Source organism: Streptomyces sp. NPDC028635 (assembly GCF_040637635.1).
In the GTDB taxonomy this organism is placed as follows: Bacteria; Actinomycetota; Actinomycetes; order Streptomycetales; family Streptomycetaceae; genus Streptomyces.
On the sequence record NZ_JBEZWX010000009.1, the window covers coordinates 89,585 to 106,166 of the forward strand.

General features: G+C 72.4%; 14 protein-coding genes. 6 read left to right on the forward strand and 8 right to left on the reverse strand.

The window, feature by feature from the left end; all coding sequences use genetic code 11:
• Positions 1-18 precede the first annotated feature (18 nt).
• Entirely contained in the window at positions 19-3,267 is a 3,249-nt protein-coding gene (locus tag AB0E88_RS12565) for a S41 family peptidase (RefSeq protein WP_361628272.1), read from the reverse strand.
• A gap of 194 nt (positions 3,268-3,461) precedes the next feature.
• Here AB0E88_RS12565 and AB0E88_RS12570 point away from each other — a divergent pair, with 194 nt between their 5' ends.
• The 5 genes from AB0E88_RS12570 (at position 3,462) to AB0E88_RS12590 (ending at position 8,282) form a co-directional block, all read left to right on the forward strand.
• Positions 3,462-4,061: a TetR/AcrR family transcriptional regulator gene (locus tag AB0E88_RS12570; RefSeq protein ID WP_361628664.1), complete on the forward strand. Its 600-nt coding sequence runs from the start codon at positions 3,462-3,464 to the stop codon at positions 4,059-4,061.
• 99 nt (positions 4,062-4,160) lie between these two features.
• The gene (locus AB0E88_RS12575; RefSeq protein ID WP_361628275.1) at positions 4,161-6,380 is read left to right on the forward strand and encodes an MMPL family transporter; all 2,220 of its coding nucleotides are present in this window, start codon (positions 4,161-4,163) and stop codon (positions 6,378-6,380) included.
• Between the two features lie 183 nt (positions 6,381-6,563).
• Complete coding sequence (locus AB0E88_RS12580; protein WP_361628278.1) at positions 6,564-7,088, forward strand: YbaK/EbsC family protein; 525 nt, start codon at positions 6,564-6,566, stop codon at positions 7,086-7,088.
• Positions 7,085-7,930 carry an EamA family transporter gene (locus AB0E88_RS12585; RefSeq protein WP_361628281.1) on the forward strand — a complete coding sequence of 282 codons (846 nt, stop codon included), beginning with the start codon at positions 7,085-7,087 and terminating at the stop codon, positions 7,928-7,930. Before AB0E88_RS12580 ends, AB0E88_RS12585 begins: the two co-directional genes overlap by 4 nt.
• 73 nt (positions 7,931-8,003) lie before the next feature.
• The gene (locus AB0E88_RS12590) at positions 8,004-8,282 is read left to right on the forward strand and encodes a DUF1876 domain-containing protein (protein ID WP_361628284.1); all 279 of its coding nucleotides are present in this window, start codon (positions 8,004-8,006) and stop codon (positions 8,280-8,282) included.
• A 24-nt stretch (positions 8,283-8,306) separates the two neighbouring features.
• Here AB0E88_RS12590 and AB0E88_RS12595 read toward each other — a convergent pair whose 3' ends face one another.
• The 5 genes from AB0E88_RS12595 to AB0E88_RS12615 form a co-directional block, all read right to left on the reverse strand.
• Entirely contained in the window at positions 8,307-9,464 is a 1,158-nt protein-coding gene (locus AB0E88_RS12595; protein WP_361628287.1) for a serine hydrolase domain-containing protein, read from the reverse strand.
• Between the two features lie 213 nt (positions 9,465-9,677).
• On the reverse strand, positions 9,678-9,845 hold the full coding sequence (locus tag AB0E88_RS12600; protein ID WP_361628290.1) for a hypothetical protein: 168 nt from the start codon (positions 9,843-9,845) through the stop codon (positions 9,678-9,680).
• 72 nt (positions 9,846-9,917) lie between these two features.
• Positions 9,918-10,676, reverse strand: coding sequence for an ABC transporter ATP-binding protein (locus AB0E88_RS12605; protein ID WP_361628293.1), 759 nt, complete (start codon positions 10,674-10,676; stop codon positions 9,918-9,920).
• Positions 10,664-11,425: a cobalt ECF transporter T component CbiQ gene (gene cbiQ / locus AB0E88_RS12610; RefSeq protein ID WP_361628296.1), complete on the reverse strand. Its 762-nt coding sequence runs from the start codon at positions 11,423-11,425 to the stop codon at positions 10,664-10,666. Before cbiQ ends, AB0E88_RS12605 begins: the two co-directional genes overlap by 13 nt.
• Before the next feature lies 1 nt (position 11,426).
• A complete protein-coding gene (locus AB0E88_RS12615) occupies positions 11,427-12,482 on the reverse strand; it encodes an energy-coupling factor ABC transporter permease (protein ID WP_361628299.1) in 1,056 nt (351 codons plus the stop codon).
• Positions 12,483-12,661: 179 nt separating this feature from the next.
• Between AB0E88_RS12615 and AB0E88_RS12620 the strand changes: the two genes are divergently transcribed.
• On the forward strand, positions 12,662-13,000 hold the full coding sequence (locus tag AB0E88_RS12620) for an SsgA family sporulation/cell division regulator (protein WP_361628302.1): 339 nt from the start codon (positions 12,662-12,664) through the stop codon (positions 12,998-13,000).
• A gap of 17 nt (positions 13,001-13,017) precedes the next feature.
• Here AB0E88_RS12620 and AB0E88_RS12625 read toward each other — a convergent pair whose 3' ends face one another.
• Complete coding sequence (locus AB0E88_RS12625) at positions 13,018-14,688, reverse strand: penicillin-binding transpeptidase domain-containing protein (RefSeq protein ID WP_361628305.1); 1,671 nt, start codon at positions 14,686-14,688, stop codon at positions 13,018-13,020.
• A gap of 122 nt (positions 14,689-14,810) precedes the next feature.
• Positions 14,811-16,442, reverse strand: a complete 1,632-nt coding sequence (locus AB0E88_RS12630; RefSeq protein ID WP_361628308.1) for a penicillin-binding transpeptidase domain-containing protein — start codon at positions 16,440-16,442, stop codon at positions 14,811-14,813.
• Positions 16,443-16,582: the final 140 nt, after the last annotated feature.

A 16,582-nucleotide genomic window follows, 5' to 3' on the forward strand; every position in this document is an offset into this window, starting at 1 on the left:
CCCCACGTGCGCGTGTGCTCACTGCCGTGGCGGCAGCTTCGGACGGGACCGGTCGGGGACGTTGCGGTAGTCCGGCGGGGACGCCGGCGGGTGGGTCCGCAGCAGGTCCAGCGCCAGCCGGACGGCGTCGTCGAGCTGGGCGTAGCGGCCCTCCGCCCAGTCCAGCGGCGTGCGCAGGGCCTCGACGTCGGGGATGACCCCGTGGTTCTCGATGGACCAGCCGTAGGCGTCGAACCAGGCCGCGTTCATCGGTACGGTGATCACCGAGCCGTCTCCCAGACGGTGCCGGCCGGTCATGCCGACCACGCCGCCCCAGGTGCGCTGGCCGACCACCGGCCCCAGCTTCAGCAGCTTGAACGCGGCCGTGATCATGTCGCCGTCCGAGGAGGTCGCCTCGTCGCACAGGGCCACGAGCGGTCCGCGCGGGGCGTTGGAGGCGTACGAGACGGGCTGGGCGTTGCGGGTGAGGTCCCAGCCGAGGATCGTGCGGGTCAGCTTCTCCACGACCAGTTCGCTGATGTGGCCGCCGGCGTTGCCGCGCACGTCCACGATGAGCGCGGGCCGGGACATCTCCATGCGCAGGTCGCGGTTGAACTGGGCCCACCCGGAGCCGCCCATGTCGGGGATGTGCAGATAGCCGCACTTGCCGCCGCTCAGCTCGCGCACCACCTCGCGGCGCTTGGCCACCCAGTCCTGGTAGCGCAGGGGCCGTTCGTCGATCAGGGGGACGACGGCCACGCGCCGGGAGTGCGCCTCCTCGCCCTCCTCGCCCTCGGCGACGCTGAACGTCAGCTCCACGGTCGTCCCGCCCGCCCCCGCGAGCAGCGGGAACGGTCCCGCCACCGGGTCCACCGGGCGGCCGTCGACATGGGTGAAGGCGGCGCCCTCGCGGATGCCGGTGCCGGCGAGCGGGGAGCGGGCCTTGGAGTCGGAGGAGTCGCCGGGCAGGATGCGCTTGATCCGCCAGGTTCCGTCGCGGCACACGAGGTTGGCGCCCAGCAGGCCCTGCCAGCGCTGGTAGTGCGGCGGGCCCTCGTTGCGGCGGGCGGCGGTGACGTAGGCGTGCGAGGTGCCGAGTTCGCCGAGCACCTCGCGCAGCAGGTCGGCGAACTCGTCGGGGGAGGCGACCCGTTCGACCAGCGGGCGGTACTGCGCGAGCACCCCGTCCCAGTCGATGCCGCTCATGCCGGGGTCCCAGAAGTAGGCGCGGATGAGCCGGCCGGCCTCCTCGAAGGACTGGCGCCACTCGGCGGGCGGGTCGACCTCGTGCAGGATGCGGCGCAGGTCGATCCACACGGTCGAATCGCTGTCGCCGGGCTCGGTGGAGGGCACCGCGCGCAGTTCGCCCTCGTCGACGACGACGAGCCGGGTGCCGTCGCCGCTGACCGCGAAGTGGTCCAGGTGGCCGACGAGTTCGGTCTTCTTCGCCTTGGCGAGGTTGAAGTACTCCAGGGTGGGGCGGCCGGTGGTGTCGTCGGGGTTGACGAAGGTCTCGCCGAGCGCGCCGGAGATCGGCCAGCGCAGCCACACCAGACCGCCACCGGCGACCGGGTACAGGGCGGAGTACTTCGAGGCGATCACCGGGAAGGGCACGACCCGGTTCGCCAGCCCCTCCACCTCGACGGTCACCTGCCCGTCGCCCTCGTCCTCCACCGGGTCCAGGCCTCCGGCGGCCGGCCGCCCCTCGGGGCTCAGCGCGAAGGGGGAGGGGGTGGCCGACGACAGCGGCACGAGGTAGGGGCGGCAGCCGAGCGGGAAGGACAGATCGCCGGTGTGCACGTCGTAGACCGGATCGAAGCCGCGCCAGGACAGGAAGGCGAGGTAGCGGCCGTCGCGGGTGAAGACCGGGTTCTCGTCCTCGAAGCGGCCGTTGGTGACGTCGACGATCAGCGGGTCACCCTGTCCCATGCGGGAGATGCGGGCCATCTTGATCTGCCGCAGGGAGCGGCCGATCCCGGGGTGGGACCAGGTCAGCCACGTCCCGTCGGGGGAGAAGGACAGGTCCCGCACGGGGCCGTTGACGGACCGGATCAGCTCGGTGACCTCGCCGTCGGCGTCGTCGCCCGTGTCCAGGAGCAGCAGCCGTCCGTCGTGCGAGGCGATCGCGAGCCGTTCGCCCTCGGGGTCGGCGACCATCTCCAGCACCCGGCCCAGCGCGCCCGAGGCGAGCCGGCGCGGGGCGCGCTCGCCGGTCGTGCGCGGCAGGTAGGCGATCTCGACCGCGTCCTCGCCCTCGGCGTCGGTGACGTAGGCGACCTGCCCGCCGGAGCCGAGCATCTCCGGCAGCCGGACGCGCTCGCCGGGGGTGTCGGCGATGGTGCGGGCCGGTCCGTCGCGGTGGGTGAGCCAGTACAGGCTGCCGCGTACGACGACGGCGCTCGCGCGGCCGGTCTCGTCCACGCTGAGCCCGTCCACGTGCTGGGCGGCCGGCACCTGGTAGGGCCGCCGGCCGGTGCGCGGACCGCTGAGGCGGACGTCGAGGCGGCGCGGCTCGGAGTCGGCGGAGAGGTCGTCGACGATCCACAGCTCGCCCGCGCACTGGTAGACGACGCGGGTGCCGTCGCTCGCGGCGTTGCGGGCGTAGAAGGCGTCGTGGTCGGTGTGGCGGCGCAGGCCGGAGCCGTCGTGGGCGCAGGAGTAGAGGTTGCCGACGCCTTCGTGGTCGGAGAGGAAGGCGATGCGGTCGCCGACGAACATCGGGGAGGCCAGGTGGCCGCCGATGTCGGCGAGAAGCCGGCGCCCGTGCAGCCACAGCCGGCCCATGGCGCCGCCCCGGTACCGCTTCCAGGACGCCGGTTCGTGCGGCGGGGTGCCGGTGAGCAGGAGCGACTTGCGCTCCCCGGCCAGGTCGGCGACCTGGACGTCGGTGACCGGGCCCCAGGGGAGTTTGCGGCCGGGGTCGCCCTCGGTCGTCACCTTGTAGGCCCAGGTGAAGTAGGAGAAGGGCTCGCCGTGCGAGGCGACCGCGAGGATGTCGCCGTCCGGGGTCCAGCCGGTCACCCGGGTGTCGGAGCTGCCCCAGTAGGTGAGCTGGCGGCTGGTGCCGCCGTCCACCGGTTCCAGGTGGATCTCCGGGTCGAGGGTGCGCCAGCTGGTGTAGGCGACGACGCTGCCGTCGGGGGAGAAGCGGGGGTGGCCGGCCTTGGTGCGGTCGGCGGTCAGCCGCCAGGCCCGCTCGCGTCCGTCGAGCGGGGCCAGCCACAGGTCGTCCTCGGCCACGAAGCACAGCAGATCGCCGTGGAGGTGGGGCATGCGCAGATAGCTCACCTCCCCATGCTTTTCCGCTCGCCAGGCCCGGGCAACTCGTGCGGCGGCCCGGCACGGGACCTTTATACGGTCCTCACGACCGTGACCCACAACACGAACGAAACCGTTTCGTTTCGCTTGTGCGGTGCGGTACCGTCGGACGTGTACGAAACCGTGTCGTTCGGAGTGCGGGAGCAGGAGGGGTGGTGACCGGGATGACCGAGGTGGCGGCGGCACGCCGCAGCCGTATCACCCCCGAACGCGAGGCCGAGTTGTACGAGGCCGTGCTCGACCTGCTGCGCGAAGTCGGCTACGACGCCCTCACCATGGACGCCGTCGCCGCCCGCACCCGCTCCAGCAAGGCCACGCTCTACCGCCAGTGGGGCGGCAAGGCCGAACTGGTCGTGAAGGCCATCCGCCACACCAAGCACGGCCGGCTCGACGAGATCGACACCGGCTCCCTCCGGGGCGACCTGCACGCCCTGGTGCGGCTGGAGGACGACTGCACCATCCAGCAGAACTCCGCGCTCATGCGGGGCGTCGCCATGGCGATGCACCACAACGCGGACCTGCGGGAGGCGTTCCGGTCCCAGCTCGTCGAACCCGAGATGTCCGGCTTCCACCAGGTGATCCAGCGGGCGATCGACCGCGGCGAGGTCCGTGCGGACTGTCCCGCCCTCGATTTCCTGCTGCACATGATGGTCGGCGGCTTCGCCACCCGGGCGCTCCTCGACGACCAGCCACCCACGCAGGCCTTCCTCACCTCGTACATCGACGCCGTGGTCCTCCCCGCCCTCGGCGTCTCCATCCCCTGACAGTCCCCTCCCAGCAAGCCCATTCCTGACGTCTCCGCTCACGTCGTCGGGCTGATCATCCCTGCCCTGAAACCACGACTTGACCGGGAGTACGCCCTCGTGGCCACGTTCCTCTACAAACTGGGCCGTCTCGCCTTCAGGCGACGGCACTTCGTCGCCCTGATCTGGGTGGCGCTGCTGACCCTCGCCGGCGTCGGCGCCGCGTCCGCGCCCACCGCGGGCTCCACCTCCTTCTCGATACCCGGCACGGAGGCACAGAAGGCCTTCGACCTGCTGGAACAGCGCTTCCCCGGGATGAGCGCCGACGGCGCCACCGCCCGGGTCGTCTTCAAGGCGCCCGCCGGTCACAAGGTGACCGACGCCGCCACCAAGGCCACCGTCGAGAAGACCGTGAACGAGCTGGCCACCGGCTCGGAGGTCGGCTCCGTCGCCGACCCGTACAAGGGACACGCCGTCAGCAAGGACGGCACGATCGCCTACGCCTCGGTGAAGTACAAGGTCTCCGGGATGGAGCTGAAGGACACCTCGCGGGACGCCCTGAAGAGTGCCGCGCAGCACGCGCGGGACACCGGGCTGACCGTGGAGGTCGGCGGCGACGCGCTGACCGCGGCGCCCGAGACCGGGGCCACCGAGGTCATCGGCATCGGCATCGCCGCCGTCGTCCTCGTCATCACCTTCGGCTCGCTGCTCGCGGCGGGGCTGCCGCTGCTCACCGCGATCATCGGCGTCGGCATCGGCGTCTCCTCGATCACCGCGCTGGCCAGCACCCTCGACCTCGGCTCCACCACCTCCACGCTGGCGTCGATGATCGGTCTCGCGGTCGGCATCGACTACGCCCTGTTCATCGTCTCCCGCTACCGCGCGGAACTCGCCGAGGGCCGCACCCGTGAGGAGGCCGCGGGCCGGGCGGTCGGCACCGCGGGCTCCGCGGTGGTCTTCGCCGGCCTGACCGTCCTCATCGCCCTGGTCGGCCTGTCGGTTGTCAACATCCCGATGCTGACGAAGATGGGCATCGCCGCCGCGGGCACGGTGGCCATCGCCGTCCTCATCGCCCTCACCATGATCCCGGCGCTGCTCGGTTACGCCGGCCGCCGGATCAAGCCGGCCGGTGAGAAGTCGAAGCTGCTCGGCGGCGGCCGTGCCAAGGACAAGAACCCGGCCGCCTCCGGCAAGCCGAACATGGGCACCCGCTGGGCCAGCTTCGTCGTACGCCGTCCGGTCGCCGTCCTGCTGCTCGGCGTCGTCGGCCTCGGCGCGGCGGCCGTCCCCGCGGCCTCCCTGGAACTGGGCCTGCCCGACGACGGCTCCCAGCCGGTGTCGACGACCCAGCGGCGGGCGTACGACCTGCTCTCCGAAGGCTTCGGACCCGGGTTCAACGGGCCGCTGATGGTGGTCGTCGACGGCAAGGGCGCGGGCGCGCCGGGCAAGGCGTTCGACAAGGTCGCCGCCGAGATCAAGGGCATGAAGGACGTCGCGGCGGTCGTCCGGAGCAAGCCGAACGACGCCGGCGACACGGCCACGATCACGGTGGTCCCGGCGTCCAAGCCCTCGTCCACGCAGACCGAGGACCTGGTCCACGCCATCCGCGACAAGGGCGCGGACATCACGGCCGACACCGGCGCCGAGGTGCTCGTCACCGGCTCCACGGCGATGAACATCGACGTCTCGCAGAAGCTGAACGACGCCCTCGTGCCGTATCTGGTGCTGGTCGTGGGCCTCGCGTTCCTCCTGCTGATCGTGGTGTTCCGCTCGATCCTGGTCCCGCTGAAGGCGGCCCTCGGCTTCCTGCTGAGCGTGCTCGCGGCCCTCGGCGCCGTCGTCGCGGTCTTCCAGTGGGGCTGGCTGTCCGGCCTCATGGGCGTCGAGCAGACCGGCCCGGTCATGTCGATGATGCCGATCTTCATGGTCGGCGTGGTCTTCGGCCTCGCCATGGACTACGAGGTGTTCCTCGTGACCCGGATGCGGGAGGCGTACGTCCACGGGGAGAAGCCGAGTCAGGCCGTCGTGACCGGCTTCAGGTACGGCGCGCGGGTCGTCACCGCGGCCGCCGTCATCATGATCGCCGTGTTCTCCGGGTTCATCGGCTCCAGCGAGTCGATGGTGAAGATGATCGGTTTCGGCCTGGCCGTCGCGGTCTTCTTCGACGCCTTCGTCGTCCGGATGGCGCTCGTCCCGGCCGTGCTGGCACTGCTGGGCAAGCGAGCCTGGTGGCTGCCGAAGTGGCTGGACCGCGCGCTGCCCAACGTGGACGTCGAGGGCGAGGGCCTGCGCGCCGCGGACGAGGCCGGGCACGGGGACAAGGAACTGGTGCGCGCCTGACGCGCCGCGCCTGACACAAGCCGCCGGTGAGGGTTCCGTGGGGACGGGGCGCCCTCACCGGCTTCCTTGTACCGCCGTCCTGCCCGGAGCCCGCGGCACCACCCCGTGACCCGGGCCACCACCCCCGTGACCTGGGCCATAACCGGTCGCGTGCCCGCTCCGCGGACTACTAGCGTGCGGGGCATGACGACGACAGCCGCCACTGACGCCGACGATGCCGAAGACTCCGGCGCCCACCCCTTGTTCGCCCGGGCCCTGCTCGCGATGGGCCTCACCGAACTGCACCCCCGCATCCGCCGCTTCCCGGACGCCACCCGTACCGCCGCCGAGGCCGCCGCGGCGATCGGCTGCGAACTGAGCCAGATCTGCAAGTCCCTGGTCTTCGCCGCCGACCAGGAGCCGGTCCTCGTCCTGATGGACGGCGCGTCCCGCGTCGACGTGGACCGCGTCCGCGCCGAACTCGGCGCCGAGCGGGTCACCCGGGCCCGGCCCGACGTCGTCCGGGAGACCACCGGGTACGCCATCGGCGGGGTGCCGCCCTTCGGCCACCGCACCCGCACCCGGGTCCTCGCCGACCGCTCGCTGCTCGCCCACGACGTGGTGTGGGCCGCCGCCGGGACCCCGCACACGGTGTTCCCGATGGCGCCGGGCGACCTCGTCGCGCACGCCGGCGCCACCCTCGTGGACGTGCGCGAGCGGACCTCGTGACCCCGGCCGTCACCGCGGCCGTCCTGCTCGCCGCCGTCACGCACGCCGGCTGGAACGCCATCGCGCACAAGATCACCGACAAGCTGGTCGGGTTCACGCTCATCGCCGGCGGCGGGATGCTCATCGGGCTCGCCCTGACGCCGTTCACGCCTGCGCCGGCGGCCGCGGCCCGGCCGTACCTGGTGCTGTCCGCGGTCGTCCACGTCGCCTACTACGTCCTGCTGATGCGGTCGTTCCGGCTGGGGGACTTCGGGCAGGCCTATCCGATCGCCCGCGGCTCCGCGCCCCTGGTGGTGACCGTGCTCGCCGCCGTTTTCGCGCACGAGGTGCCGGACGGCTGGGCCGCCGCCGGGGTCGCGGTGTCCAGCGCGGGCCTGTGCGGGGTCGCCCTGTGGGGGCTGCGCGGCCGCCGGCCGGACTGGGCGGCGATCGGCGCGGCCCTCGCCACCGGCCTGACCATCGCCGGGTACACCGTCGTCGACGGGCTCGGGGTGCGGGCCTCCGGATCCTCCCTCGGGTACATCGCCTGGCTGATGGTCCTGGAGGGCGTGGCCATCCCGGCATACGCGGTGCTGCGCTGGCGCGGGCGGACGGCGGCGCTGCTGCGGCCGTACGCCGCGCTCGGCCTGCTCGGCGCCGTGCTGTCCGTCTTCGCCTACGGCCTGGTCCTGTGGGCGCAGACCAAGGCGGCCCTCGCGCCGATCGCGGCGCTGCGCGAGTCGTCCATCATCGTGGGCGCGGCGATCGGCGCGCTGTTCTTCAAGGAGCGTTTCGGCGCGCCCCGGATCGCCGCGGCGGGTCTGCTGGTGGTCGGGATCGGGCTGATGCTGCACGCCGGGTAGGGCCGCGTCCGGCTGGATGCGTCCCGGCGTCGTGAGGAGCACCCTGGAAGCAGATGCTCCGGAGGTGATCGTCATGACCGTGCACACCGCTGTGGGATGGCACGTGGAACTGGAGTTCAGCGAGGACGACCAGCACACGCGCGCGGCGGCGATGGTGCGGCTGCCCGACGGTTCGGAGGTACGGGCCCACGGCAGCGCCACCCGCCACCGCACGGACTCCCATCAGCCGCGCGTCGGCGAGGAGATCGCCGGTGCGCGGGCACTGAACGAACTGGCCATGCGGCTGCTGACGAAGGCGCACGACGAGATCGACGACGCCTCGGGCCGGACGTCGCACCCGATCCACGTGTGAGCGCCGGCGCCGGGACACGGCCGGTCAGGCGAGCGCGCCGCGCACCGCCCGCACCAGGGCCTGTGCCCTCGGGTCCGCCGTCACCGTCTTGCGGAATCCGTTGGTGACATAGCCGAAGGCGATGCCCGAGGCGGGGTCGGCGAAACCGAGGGCGCCCCCGCGGCCGGGGTGGCCGAAGGAGCCGTCGGCGAGCAGCGGGGAGGCGCTGCCGTGCAGCATGTAACCGAGCCCGAAGCGGGTGTTCACGACCAGCACCCGGTCCGGGCCGGCCGACTGCTCGCCGCGCGCCAGTTCCATGGTCCCCGGTGTGAACAGGCGCCGGCCGCCGTCCACGTCGCCGATCAGCGCGGCGTAGACGCGGGCCAGGCCGTCGGCGGTGGCGATGCCGGTGGAGCCCGGCAGAGCGGCCGCGTGGTAGGCCGGGTCGTTCTCGTCGGGGGCGGGGGCGATCGCCCCGAAGGCCCGCAAGGTCAACGACGCGGGGTCCGCGTACGCGTCGGCGACCGCGCGCTTGGGCCGGGTCTTCAGCCCGCCCGCCTCGGGTGCCGTGACGGGCCCGACGCGGCCCACGCGCGCGTGCGCGTCCTCCGGCAGCCCGAGCCAGAAGTCCGCGCCCACCGGGCCCGCGATCTCGTCGGCGATCCACTCGCCGATCGTCCGTCCGGTGACGCGCCGCACCAGCTCGCCCGTGAGCCAGCTGTAGGTGTGCGCGTGATAGCCGTGGTCGGTGCCCGGCTCCCACACGGGTGCCTGCGCGGCGACCGCCGCCGCGGCCCGGTCCGGGTCGGCGGCCTCGGCCAGGGTCAGCGGGCGGTCCAGGACGGGGACTCCGGCCCGGTGCGCGAGCAGGTGCCGCACCAGGGTGCGTTCCTTGCCGGCCGTCTTGTACTCGGGCCAGTGGGCGCCGACCGGCGCGTCCAGGTCCAGTTCGCCGCGCTGGTGCAGCAGCAGCAGGGCGGCCGCGGCGACGCCCTTGGTGGCCGAGCGCACGATCTGCGCGGTGCCCTGCTCCCAGGGGGCGCCGCCGTCGACGTCCCGGGTGCCGCCCCACAGGTCGACGACCTTGTGCCCGTCCCGGTAGACGGTCACCGCGGCGCCCTGCTCCCCGAGCGCCGCGAAGTTACGGGCGAACGCCTCCCTGACCGGCTCGAAGCCCTCGGCCACCGCTCCGTGCACGTCCACGTCCGCACTTCCCTTTCGACTCGCCTGCGACGCAGCGGGTAACACCCGGGGACGGCCTGCGATTCCTTTGCCGCGCTCCCCGGCAAGGATCGTTACATCGATGTTGCCGGGGACGAGGCGGTCGCACCGGACCTCAGCCGAGAGCGCCGGACCTCAGCCGAGAGCACCGGATCTCAGCCGAGAGCACCGGACCTCAGCCGAGAGCACCGGACCTCAGCCGAGAGCTGCCCGCAGCCGGTCGCAGACCCGCTCCACCTCGGCCGCCCCGGGCACGCACCCGGCTCGCCCCATGGCCACCTGAAGCGCCGGCCCGAAGGCGTCGAACCGGCTCACGTCCTCCGCGCGGACGGGCTGCACGACGAAGTGCAGATGCCCGGGCACACCACCGGCGTGCGACCAGAGGCAGACGTAGACGTGATCATTGCCGCCCTGCTCGGCCCGCCTCCGGGGGCGTCACGCGCCCGTTGTCACCGAGCGGGGGTCGAAGCCGAAGGGCAGCTCCAGGCGGTGGGCGCGCATCAGGTCCTCGTCGGCGAGCAGTTCGGCCGTCGGGCCGTCCGCCGCGATCACGCCGTCGCTGAGGATCAGCGAGCGCGGGCACAGCTCCAGGGCGTAGGGAAGGTCGTGGGTGACCATGAGCACCGTCACGTCCAGGGAGCGCAGGATGTCGGCCAGTTCACGGCGTGAGGCGGGGTCGAGGTTGGAGGACGGCTCGTCCAGGACCAGGATCTCCGGCTCCATGGCGAGCACGGTCGCCACCGCGACCCGGCGGCGCTGACCGAAGGACAGGTGATGCGGCGGGCGGTCCTTGAAGGCGAGCATGCCGACCCGCTCCAGCGCCCGGTCGACCCGCTCCTCCAGCGCGGCACCCTTCAGCCCGGCGGCGGCCGGCCCGAACGCGACGTCCTCGCGGACCGTCGGCATGAACAGCTGGTCGTCGGGGTCCTGGAAGACGATGCCGACCTTGCGCCGGATCTCGGCCATGTTCCGCTTGTCCACGCTCAGCCCGGCGACCTTCACGGTGCCCGTGCCGCCGGACAGGATGCCGTTGAGGTGCAGCACGAGGGTCGTCTTGCCGGCGCCGTTCGGCCCGAGCAGCGCGACCCGCTCGCCGCGCGCGAGGGTGAAGTCCACGCCGAACAGGGCCTGGTGCCCGTCGGGGTACGCGAAGGCCAGTCCGGCCACGTCCAGTGAAGGTGTCACAGGAACCATCCCAGCAGACAGACGACCAGAGCCGAACAGGGGAGGGCGAGGGCGTGACGCCACTGCGCCCGCGAGGCGGTCACCTCGTCGATCACCGGCATGGAACCGGCGTAGCCGCGGCTGACCATCGCCAGGTGCACCCGCTCCCCGCGCTCGTAGGAGCGGATGAACAGCGCGCCCGCCGACTTCGCGAGCACCCCCCAGTGCCGTACCCCCTTGGCCTCGAAGCCGCGCGACTCGCGGGCGATGCGCATGCGGCGCATCTCGTCGGTGATGACGTCGCCGTAACGGATCATGAAGGAGGCGATCTGCACCAGCAGCGGCGGCAGCTTCAGGCGCTGCAGGCCGAGCAGCAGCTCGCGCAGCTCGGTGGTGGCGGCCAGCAGGACGGACGCGGCGACGCCGAGGGTGCCCTTGGCGAGCACGTTCCACGCGCCCCACAGACCGTTGACGCTCAGCGACAGCCCGAGGACGTCGACCCGCTCGCCCTCAGCCACGAACGGCATGAGCACCGCGAACGCGACGAACGGCACCTCGATCAGCAGCCGTTTCAGCAGGAACCCGGCGCCCACGCGCGCGTGGTACGCGACCACGGCGAGCAGGGCGGCGTACAGGGCGAACGCCCACATCGCCTCGCGCGGCGTCGAGACGACGACGACCACGAAGGCGAACGCGGCGGCGAGCTTGGTGTGCGGCGGCAGCGCGTGCACCGGTGAGTGCCCGTGCCGGTAGAGCCGGTGCGCGTGCCCGGCACCCATGTCAGATGTTCTCCACGGCGGTGGAGGCCGGCGACACGTCGTCGCTGCGGCGCCGGCGCACGGCCCAGAACACCGCGCTGCCCGCGACGACGGTGACACCGACGCCGATCACACCGGCGAGACCGCCGGACAGCCGGGCGTCGCTGACGTCCTTCACGCCGTAGTCGGCGAGCGGCGAGTCGGAGGCGGCGTGCTGCCTGGCCTTCTTGTCGATGCCGTGGTCGTGGGCGACCTTCTCCAGGCCGTCGGGGCTGGCCGAGGCGTAGAAGCTCACGAAGCCGGCGAGGACGAGGGAGGTGACCAGTCCGGTGATCCACATCTTGCGGCGCGAGGTGCGCGCCGCGGCGGGCACGGTCACCGGTGCGGGGGCGTCCACCAGATCCCCGTTCACCTTGAGCTTCAGCCGCTGCTGGAGCCCGCGCGCCCCGTACACCAGGTCCGGGCGCACGGCGACGACGGCGCCGACGGTCAGCGCGGTGATCACGGCCTCGCCGATGCCGATGAGGACGTGCACGCCGATCATCGCGGTGGCGACCTTGGCCAGGGACACGTCGGTGGTGCCGCCGAGGGCGTAGATGGCCGTGAAGGCGACGGCGGCGGCCGGCACCGACAGCAGCGCGGCGACGAAGGAGGCGACGGTGACCGAGCGGCGCCTGCGGGGCAGTACCTTCACCAGGCCGCGGAAGACGGCGTAGGCGACGACGGTCGTGACGATCGCCATGTCGGTGATGTTCACGCCGAGCGCGGTCAGGCCGCCGTCGGCGAAGAGGATGCCCTGCATCAGCAGGACGACCGAGACGCACAGCACGCCGGTGTAGGGGCCGACGAGGATGGCGGCGAGCCCTCCGCCCAGCAGGTGGCCGCTGGTGCCGGCCGCCACGGGGAAGTTCAGCATCTGCACCGCGAAGATGAACGCGGCGACCAGGCCGGCCAGCGGCGCGGTGCGTTCGTCCAGCTCGCGGCGGGCGCCGCGCAGGCTCACGGCTATCGCGCCGGCGGCGACGACGCCGGTCGCGGCGGAGACCGGGGCGTTGATGAATCCGTCAGGTACGTGCACCGTTCGATGATAGTGGCTTGATGCGAACGACTTGCAAGAGCGAGTCGCTGGCCGCCTCCGGCGGTCACGTCAGCTGTGAGATGGCGCTCAACAGGGCGTGAGCCGCCTCATGTGGGACATTGGTAAAGGAAGCGGATGTACGGCTTTCATATAGGTCACTGAGCGTAAGGGGCCGTCCGATGTCTGTAGTCGAGCAGTACGCGCGAGCCCACATCGTCACGGACGCGGACGCCGAGGACGAGGACACGTCGATACCCGTCGTCCTGCGCTACGACCCCGAGGCCGACCCGCGCTCGGTGTGCGTCGGCCTGCCCGGCACCGCCGAATGGACCTTCTCCCGCACCCTGCTCGAACAGGGACTGCGTGCCCCGACCGGCACCGGCGAGGTCCGGGTGTGGCCGTGCGGGCGCGTCGGCGCCGTCGTGGAGTTCCACTCCGCGCGGGGCGTCTCCGTCGTCCAGTTCGAGACGAAGACGCTGCTCCGCTTCCTGCGGCGCACCTATCTGGCCGCCGTCTGATCCTGCGGGTCGGCCGCTCAGCCCATCCTCAGCAGCGCCGCCACGATCGGCCCGGCCGTGTCACCGCCGTGCCCGCCCGCCTGCACCACACCGGCCGCCGCCAGATCGCCCTTGTACGCCGTGAACCAGCCGTTCGGCTTGTCCTGGCCGTCGACCTCCGCCGAACCCGTCTTCGCGCCGTAGTCCGGGCCGAGCCCGGACATCGCCTCGGCCGCCGTACCGGCCGCCGCCGTGTACCGCATCAGTTCCCGCAGCTGCGCCAGCGTCGACGGCGACAGCGTGCGCGAGGCGTGGGCGAGGCTGCGCCCGTCCACCTCGGGTGAGACCAGGTAGGGCTGGTGGAAGGAGCCGGACTGCACGGTCGCCGCGACCGACGCCATGTTCAGCGGGTTCATCCGCACCCCGCCCTGCCCGATCAGCGAGGCCGCCTTCTGCGCCGCCGACTGCACCGGCACCGCGCCGTCGAAGGAGGGCACACCGAGCGACCAGTTGTTCATCGACAGCCCGAACACCTGCTGCGCCTGCCGGGTCAGATCGTCGTTGCCCAGCTTGCCGGCCTGGCTGATGAAGGCCGTGTTGCAGGAGCGGGCGAAGCTCGCCTTGAACGTGCCGTTCTTGATCTCGAACTCGTCGTCGTTCTGGAACTTCCAGCCGCCGTAGGAGAAGTACTTCGGGCACGGGTGCTGCTTGTCGACGGAGGCCAGGCCCTTGTCGATCAGCAGCGACGACGTGATGATCTTCATGGTGGAGCCGGGCGCGAGCGAGCCCTGGAGCGCGGTGTCGAAGCCGTGGCCGTTGTTGGCGACGGCGAGGATCTCACCGGTCGAGGGGCGCAGCACGACCACCGAGGCCCGCGCCCGCTTCGCCACCTGCTGCTCGGCCGCCGCCTGGAGCCGCGGGCTGAGCGTCGTCTTCACCGTGCCCGGCGTGCCCTTGCTCAGCTCCGCCAGCGTCTTGTCGGAGAGCTTCTTCGCCTTCGACGCCTTGCCGCGTACGACCCGCAGTTCGATGCCCGCCTTGCCGCCGGCCTTCTTGCCGTACTTCTCGCGCAGCCCGTCCAGGACCGAGCCCAGTGACGGGTACTTCGCCGTGGTGATCTCGCCGCCCGCGCGGTCCAGCGCCTTCACCGGCGGCGTGCCCGACTCGCCGGTGACCAGGGTGTCGCCGTCCGCCAGGTCCGGGTGGACCACGGAGGCGTGCCAGTCGACGTACGGCTTGCCGTCCTCGGCGCGGCGCACCACGGTCAGCGCGCTGCTGTAGGTGAGCGGCCGGCTGACGCCGTGGTAGGCCAGGGTGCCCTTGACGGTGAACGGCACCTTGGTGCCCTGCGGTACGCCCGGGGTGATGGTGACGCCCTGGATGTGGGCGTCCTTGGCGTAGCCGGTCAGCAGGGCGGTCGCGGCCGGGGCGTCGGAGGTGGCGGCCGCGGCCTGGGGCAGCCGGCCCTGCTGCCAGGACGTCAGGAAGGTCCGGGCGGTGGTGGTGACCTCGGCCGCGGAGAGCGGGCCGGTCCGCACGGCCTTCTTGTGGGCCGCCGCCTGCGCCGCCGTGTTGTCCTCGGCCGCCGCGCCGCCCCCGTACAGCGCGTACGCGCCGATCCCGGCGCCGCCGACGACCACCGCGATCATCCCGCCGACCACGGCGGGCCCGGTCCTCCGTCGCTCGGCGACGCGTCGTCTCTTGCCCACTGCTCCCTGTTCCTCCGCGCGTTCCCCAGGACGCCTCCAGGCCCCTGGCCCCACTGCCCTCGTCGCCCTCACACACCCCAACGACGGCGACCAGCCTAGAGTCCCGTCCGGCGGGGGTGACGTCAGCCGCCCACCCGTAGCACGCTTGCGACAATCGGCCCGGCCGCGTCGCCGCCATGTCCGCCCTCCTGGGTCATCGCCGCGGCCGCGACATCGCCCCGGTAGCCGGTGAACCAGCTGTTGGACTTCGCCTGCCCGTCGACCTCCGCCGAGCCGGTCTTGGCGCCGATCCCGCCGTGCAGTCCGGACATCGCCTGCGCGGCGGTGCCGCTGGTCGCGGTGCGGTTCATCATGGCGCGCAGCTGGCTGACGGTGTCCGGCGACAGCCCGCGCGCCCGGGCCAGTTCACGGTCGTCCAGGCTCTGCGGCACGATCACCGGCTGACGGAAGGAGCCGGTCATCGCGGTCGCCGTGACCGAGGCCATGTCCAGCGGGCTCATCTGCACCTGGCCCTGGCCGATGAGGGCGGCCGCCTTGTCGGGCCCCTCGACGGCCGGCACCGAGCCGTCGAAGGACGGGATGCCGGTCTGCCAGTTGTCCTGCCCGAGCCCGAACCGCTCGGTGGCCTCCTGGTTCAGCGACTCGTTCTTCAGCTGCTTGACGTACTTGATGAAGGCGGTGTTGCAGGAGCGGGCGAAGCTGTCGGCGAGGGTGGCGCCGGGCTGTGCCTTCATGTCCTTGAGGTTGTGGAAGGTCTGCCCCTCCCACATGACTTGGTCCGGGCAGGGCGCCGGCCCGTTCGCCGTGGTCAGGCCGTTGTCGATGAGCGTGGCCGCGGTGACGATCTTCATCGTGGAGCCGGGGGCCAGCTTGCCGAGGAAGGCGGCGTTGAAGCCGTCGCCCCGGTGATTGGCGACGGCCAGCACCTCGCCGGTGCTCGCCTTGACGGCGACCACCGAGGACTCGGCGTAGTCGCGCACCGCCTTCTCGGCGGCGGCCTGCACGCTCGCGCTCAGCGTGGTCGTCAGCTTGCCCGCCTTGCCCTCGGCGAGGGTGAGCAGGGTGGTGTCGGCGCTGCCGGCGTCGGCGTGGTGGACGCTCAGCTCGACGCCCGGGGTGCCGCCCGCCCGCTCGCCGTACTTGGCGCGCAGTTCGTCCAGGATCGGGCCGAGCGAGGGGTACTTCTGCGCGGTCAGGACCACGCCGTGGCGGTCCACCGCCTCCACGGGCGGCGCGGCCGCCTCACCCGTGACCAGGAGGTCGTCCATGCCGGTGAGCTTCGGGTGCACCACGGACGGCTGCCAGTCCACCAGCGCCCGTCCGCTGGTCAGCCCGCGCACGACGGTGAGCCGGCTGCTGTACTCCAGCGGCTTGCTCCTGCCGCCGAACGACACCGTCGCCTTCACGGTGAACGGCACGGTCGCACCGCTCGCCGCGCCCGGGGTGATCCGCACTCCCGTGATGTGGGCCGCCTCGCCGTAGGAGGTCAGCAGCGGCTCGGCCTTCGCCGCGTTGTTCGTGTACGACGCCGCCTCGGCCGCCTGTCCCTTGGTCCAGGCCGCGAAGAAGTTCCGCGCGGTCTCCTGGACCTCGTCGCCGCTCGGCGGCCCGCTCCGCACCGGCGCGGGACCGCCCGCCCCGCTCCCGCCGGTGTCGTTGAGCGCCGAGACGAAGTTGTAGGCCCCGTACCCCGCTCCGCCGACCATGGTGACCAGCACCGCGGTCACGATGCCGGCCTTCACCCCCGAACGCATGACGCGCCCCTCCCCGTGTCTCCCCTCGGAGCCCTCGACCACGCGAATTGAACGTGTTCAAAGACCGTGTCGTCCGCACTGTATGCGGATCACGGGCCCGCCGGGGCCCCAGTTCCCGGAAGTTGTCCGAAGAGAGACAC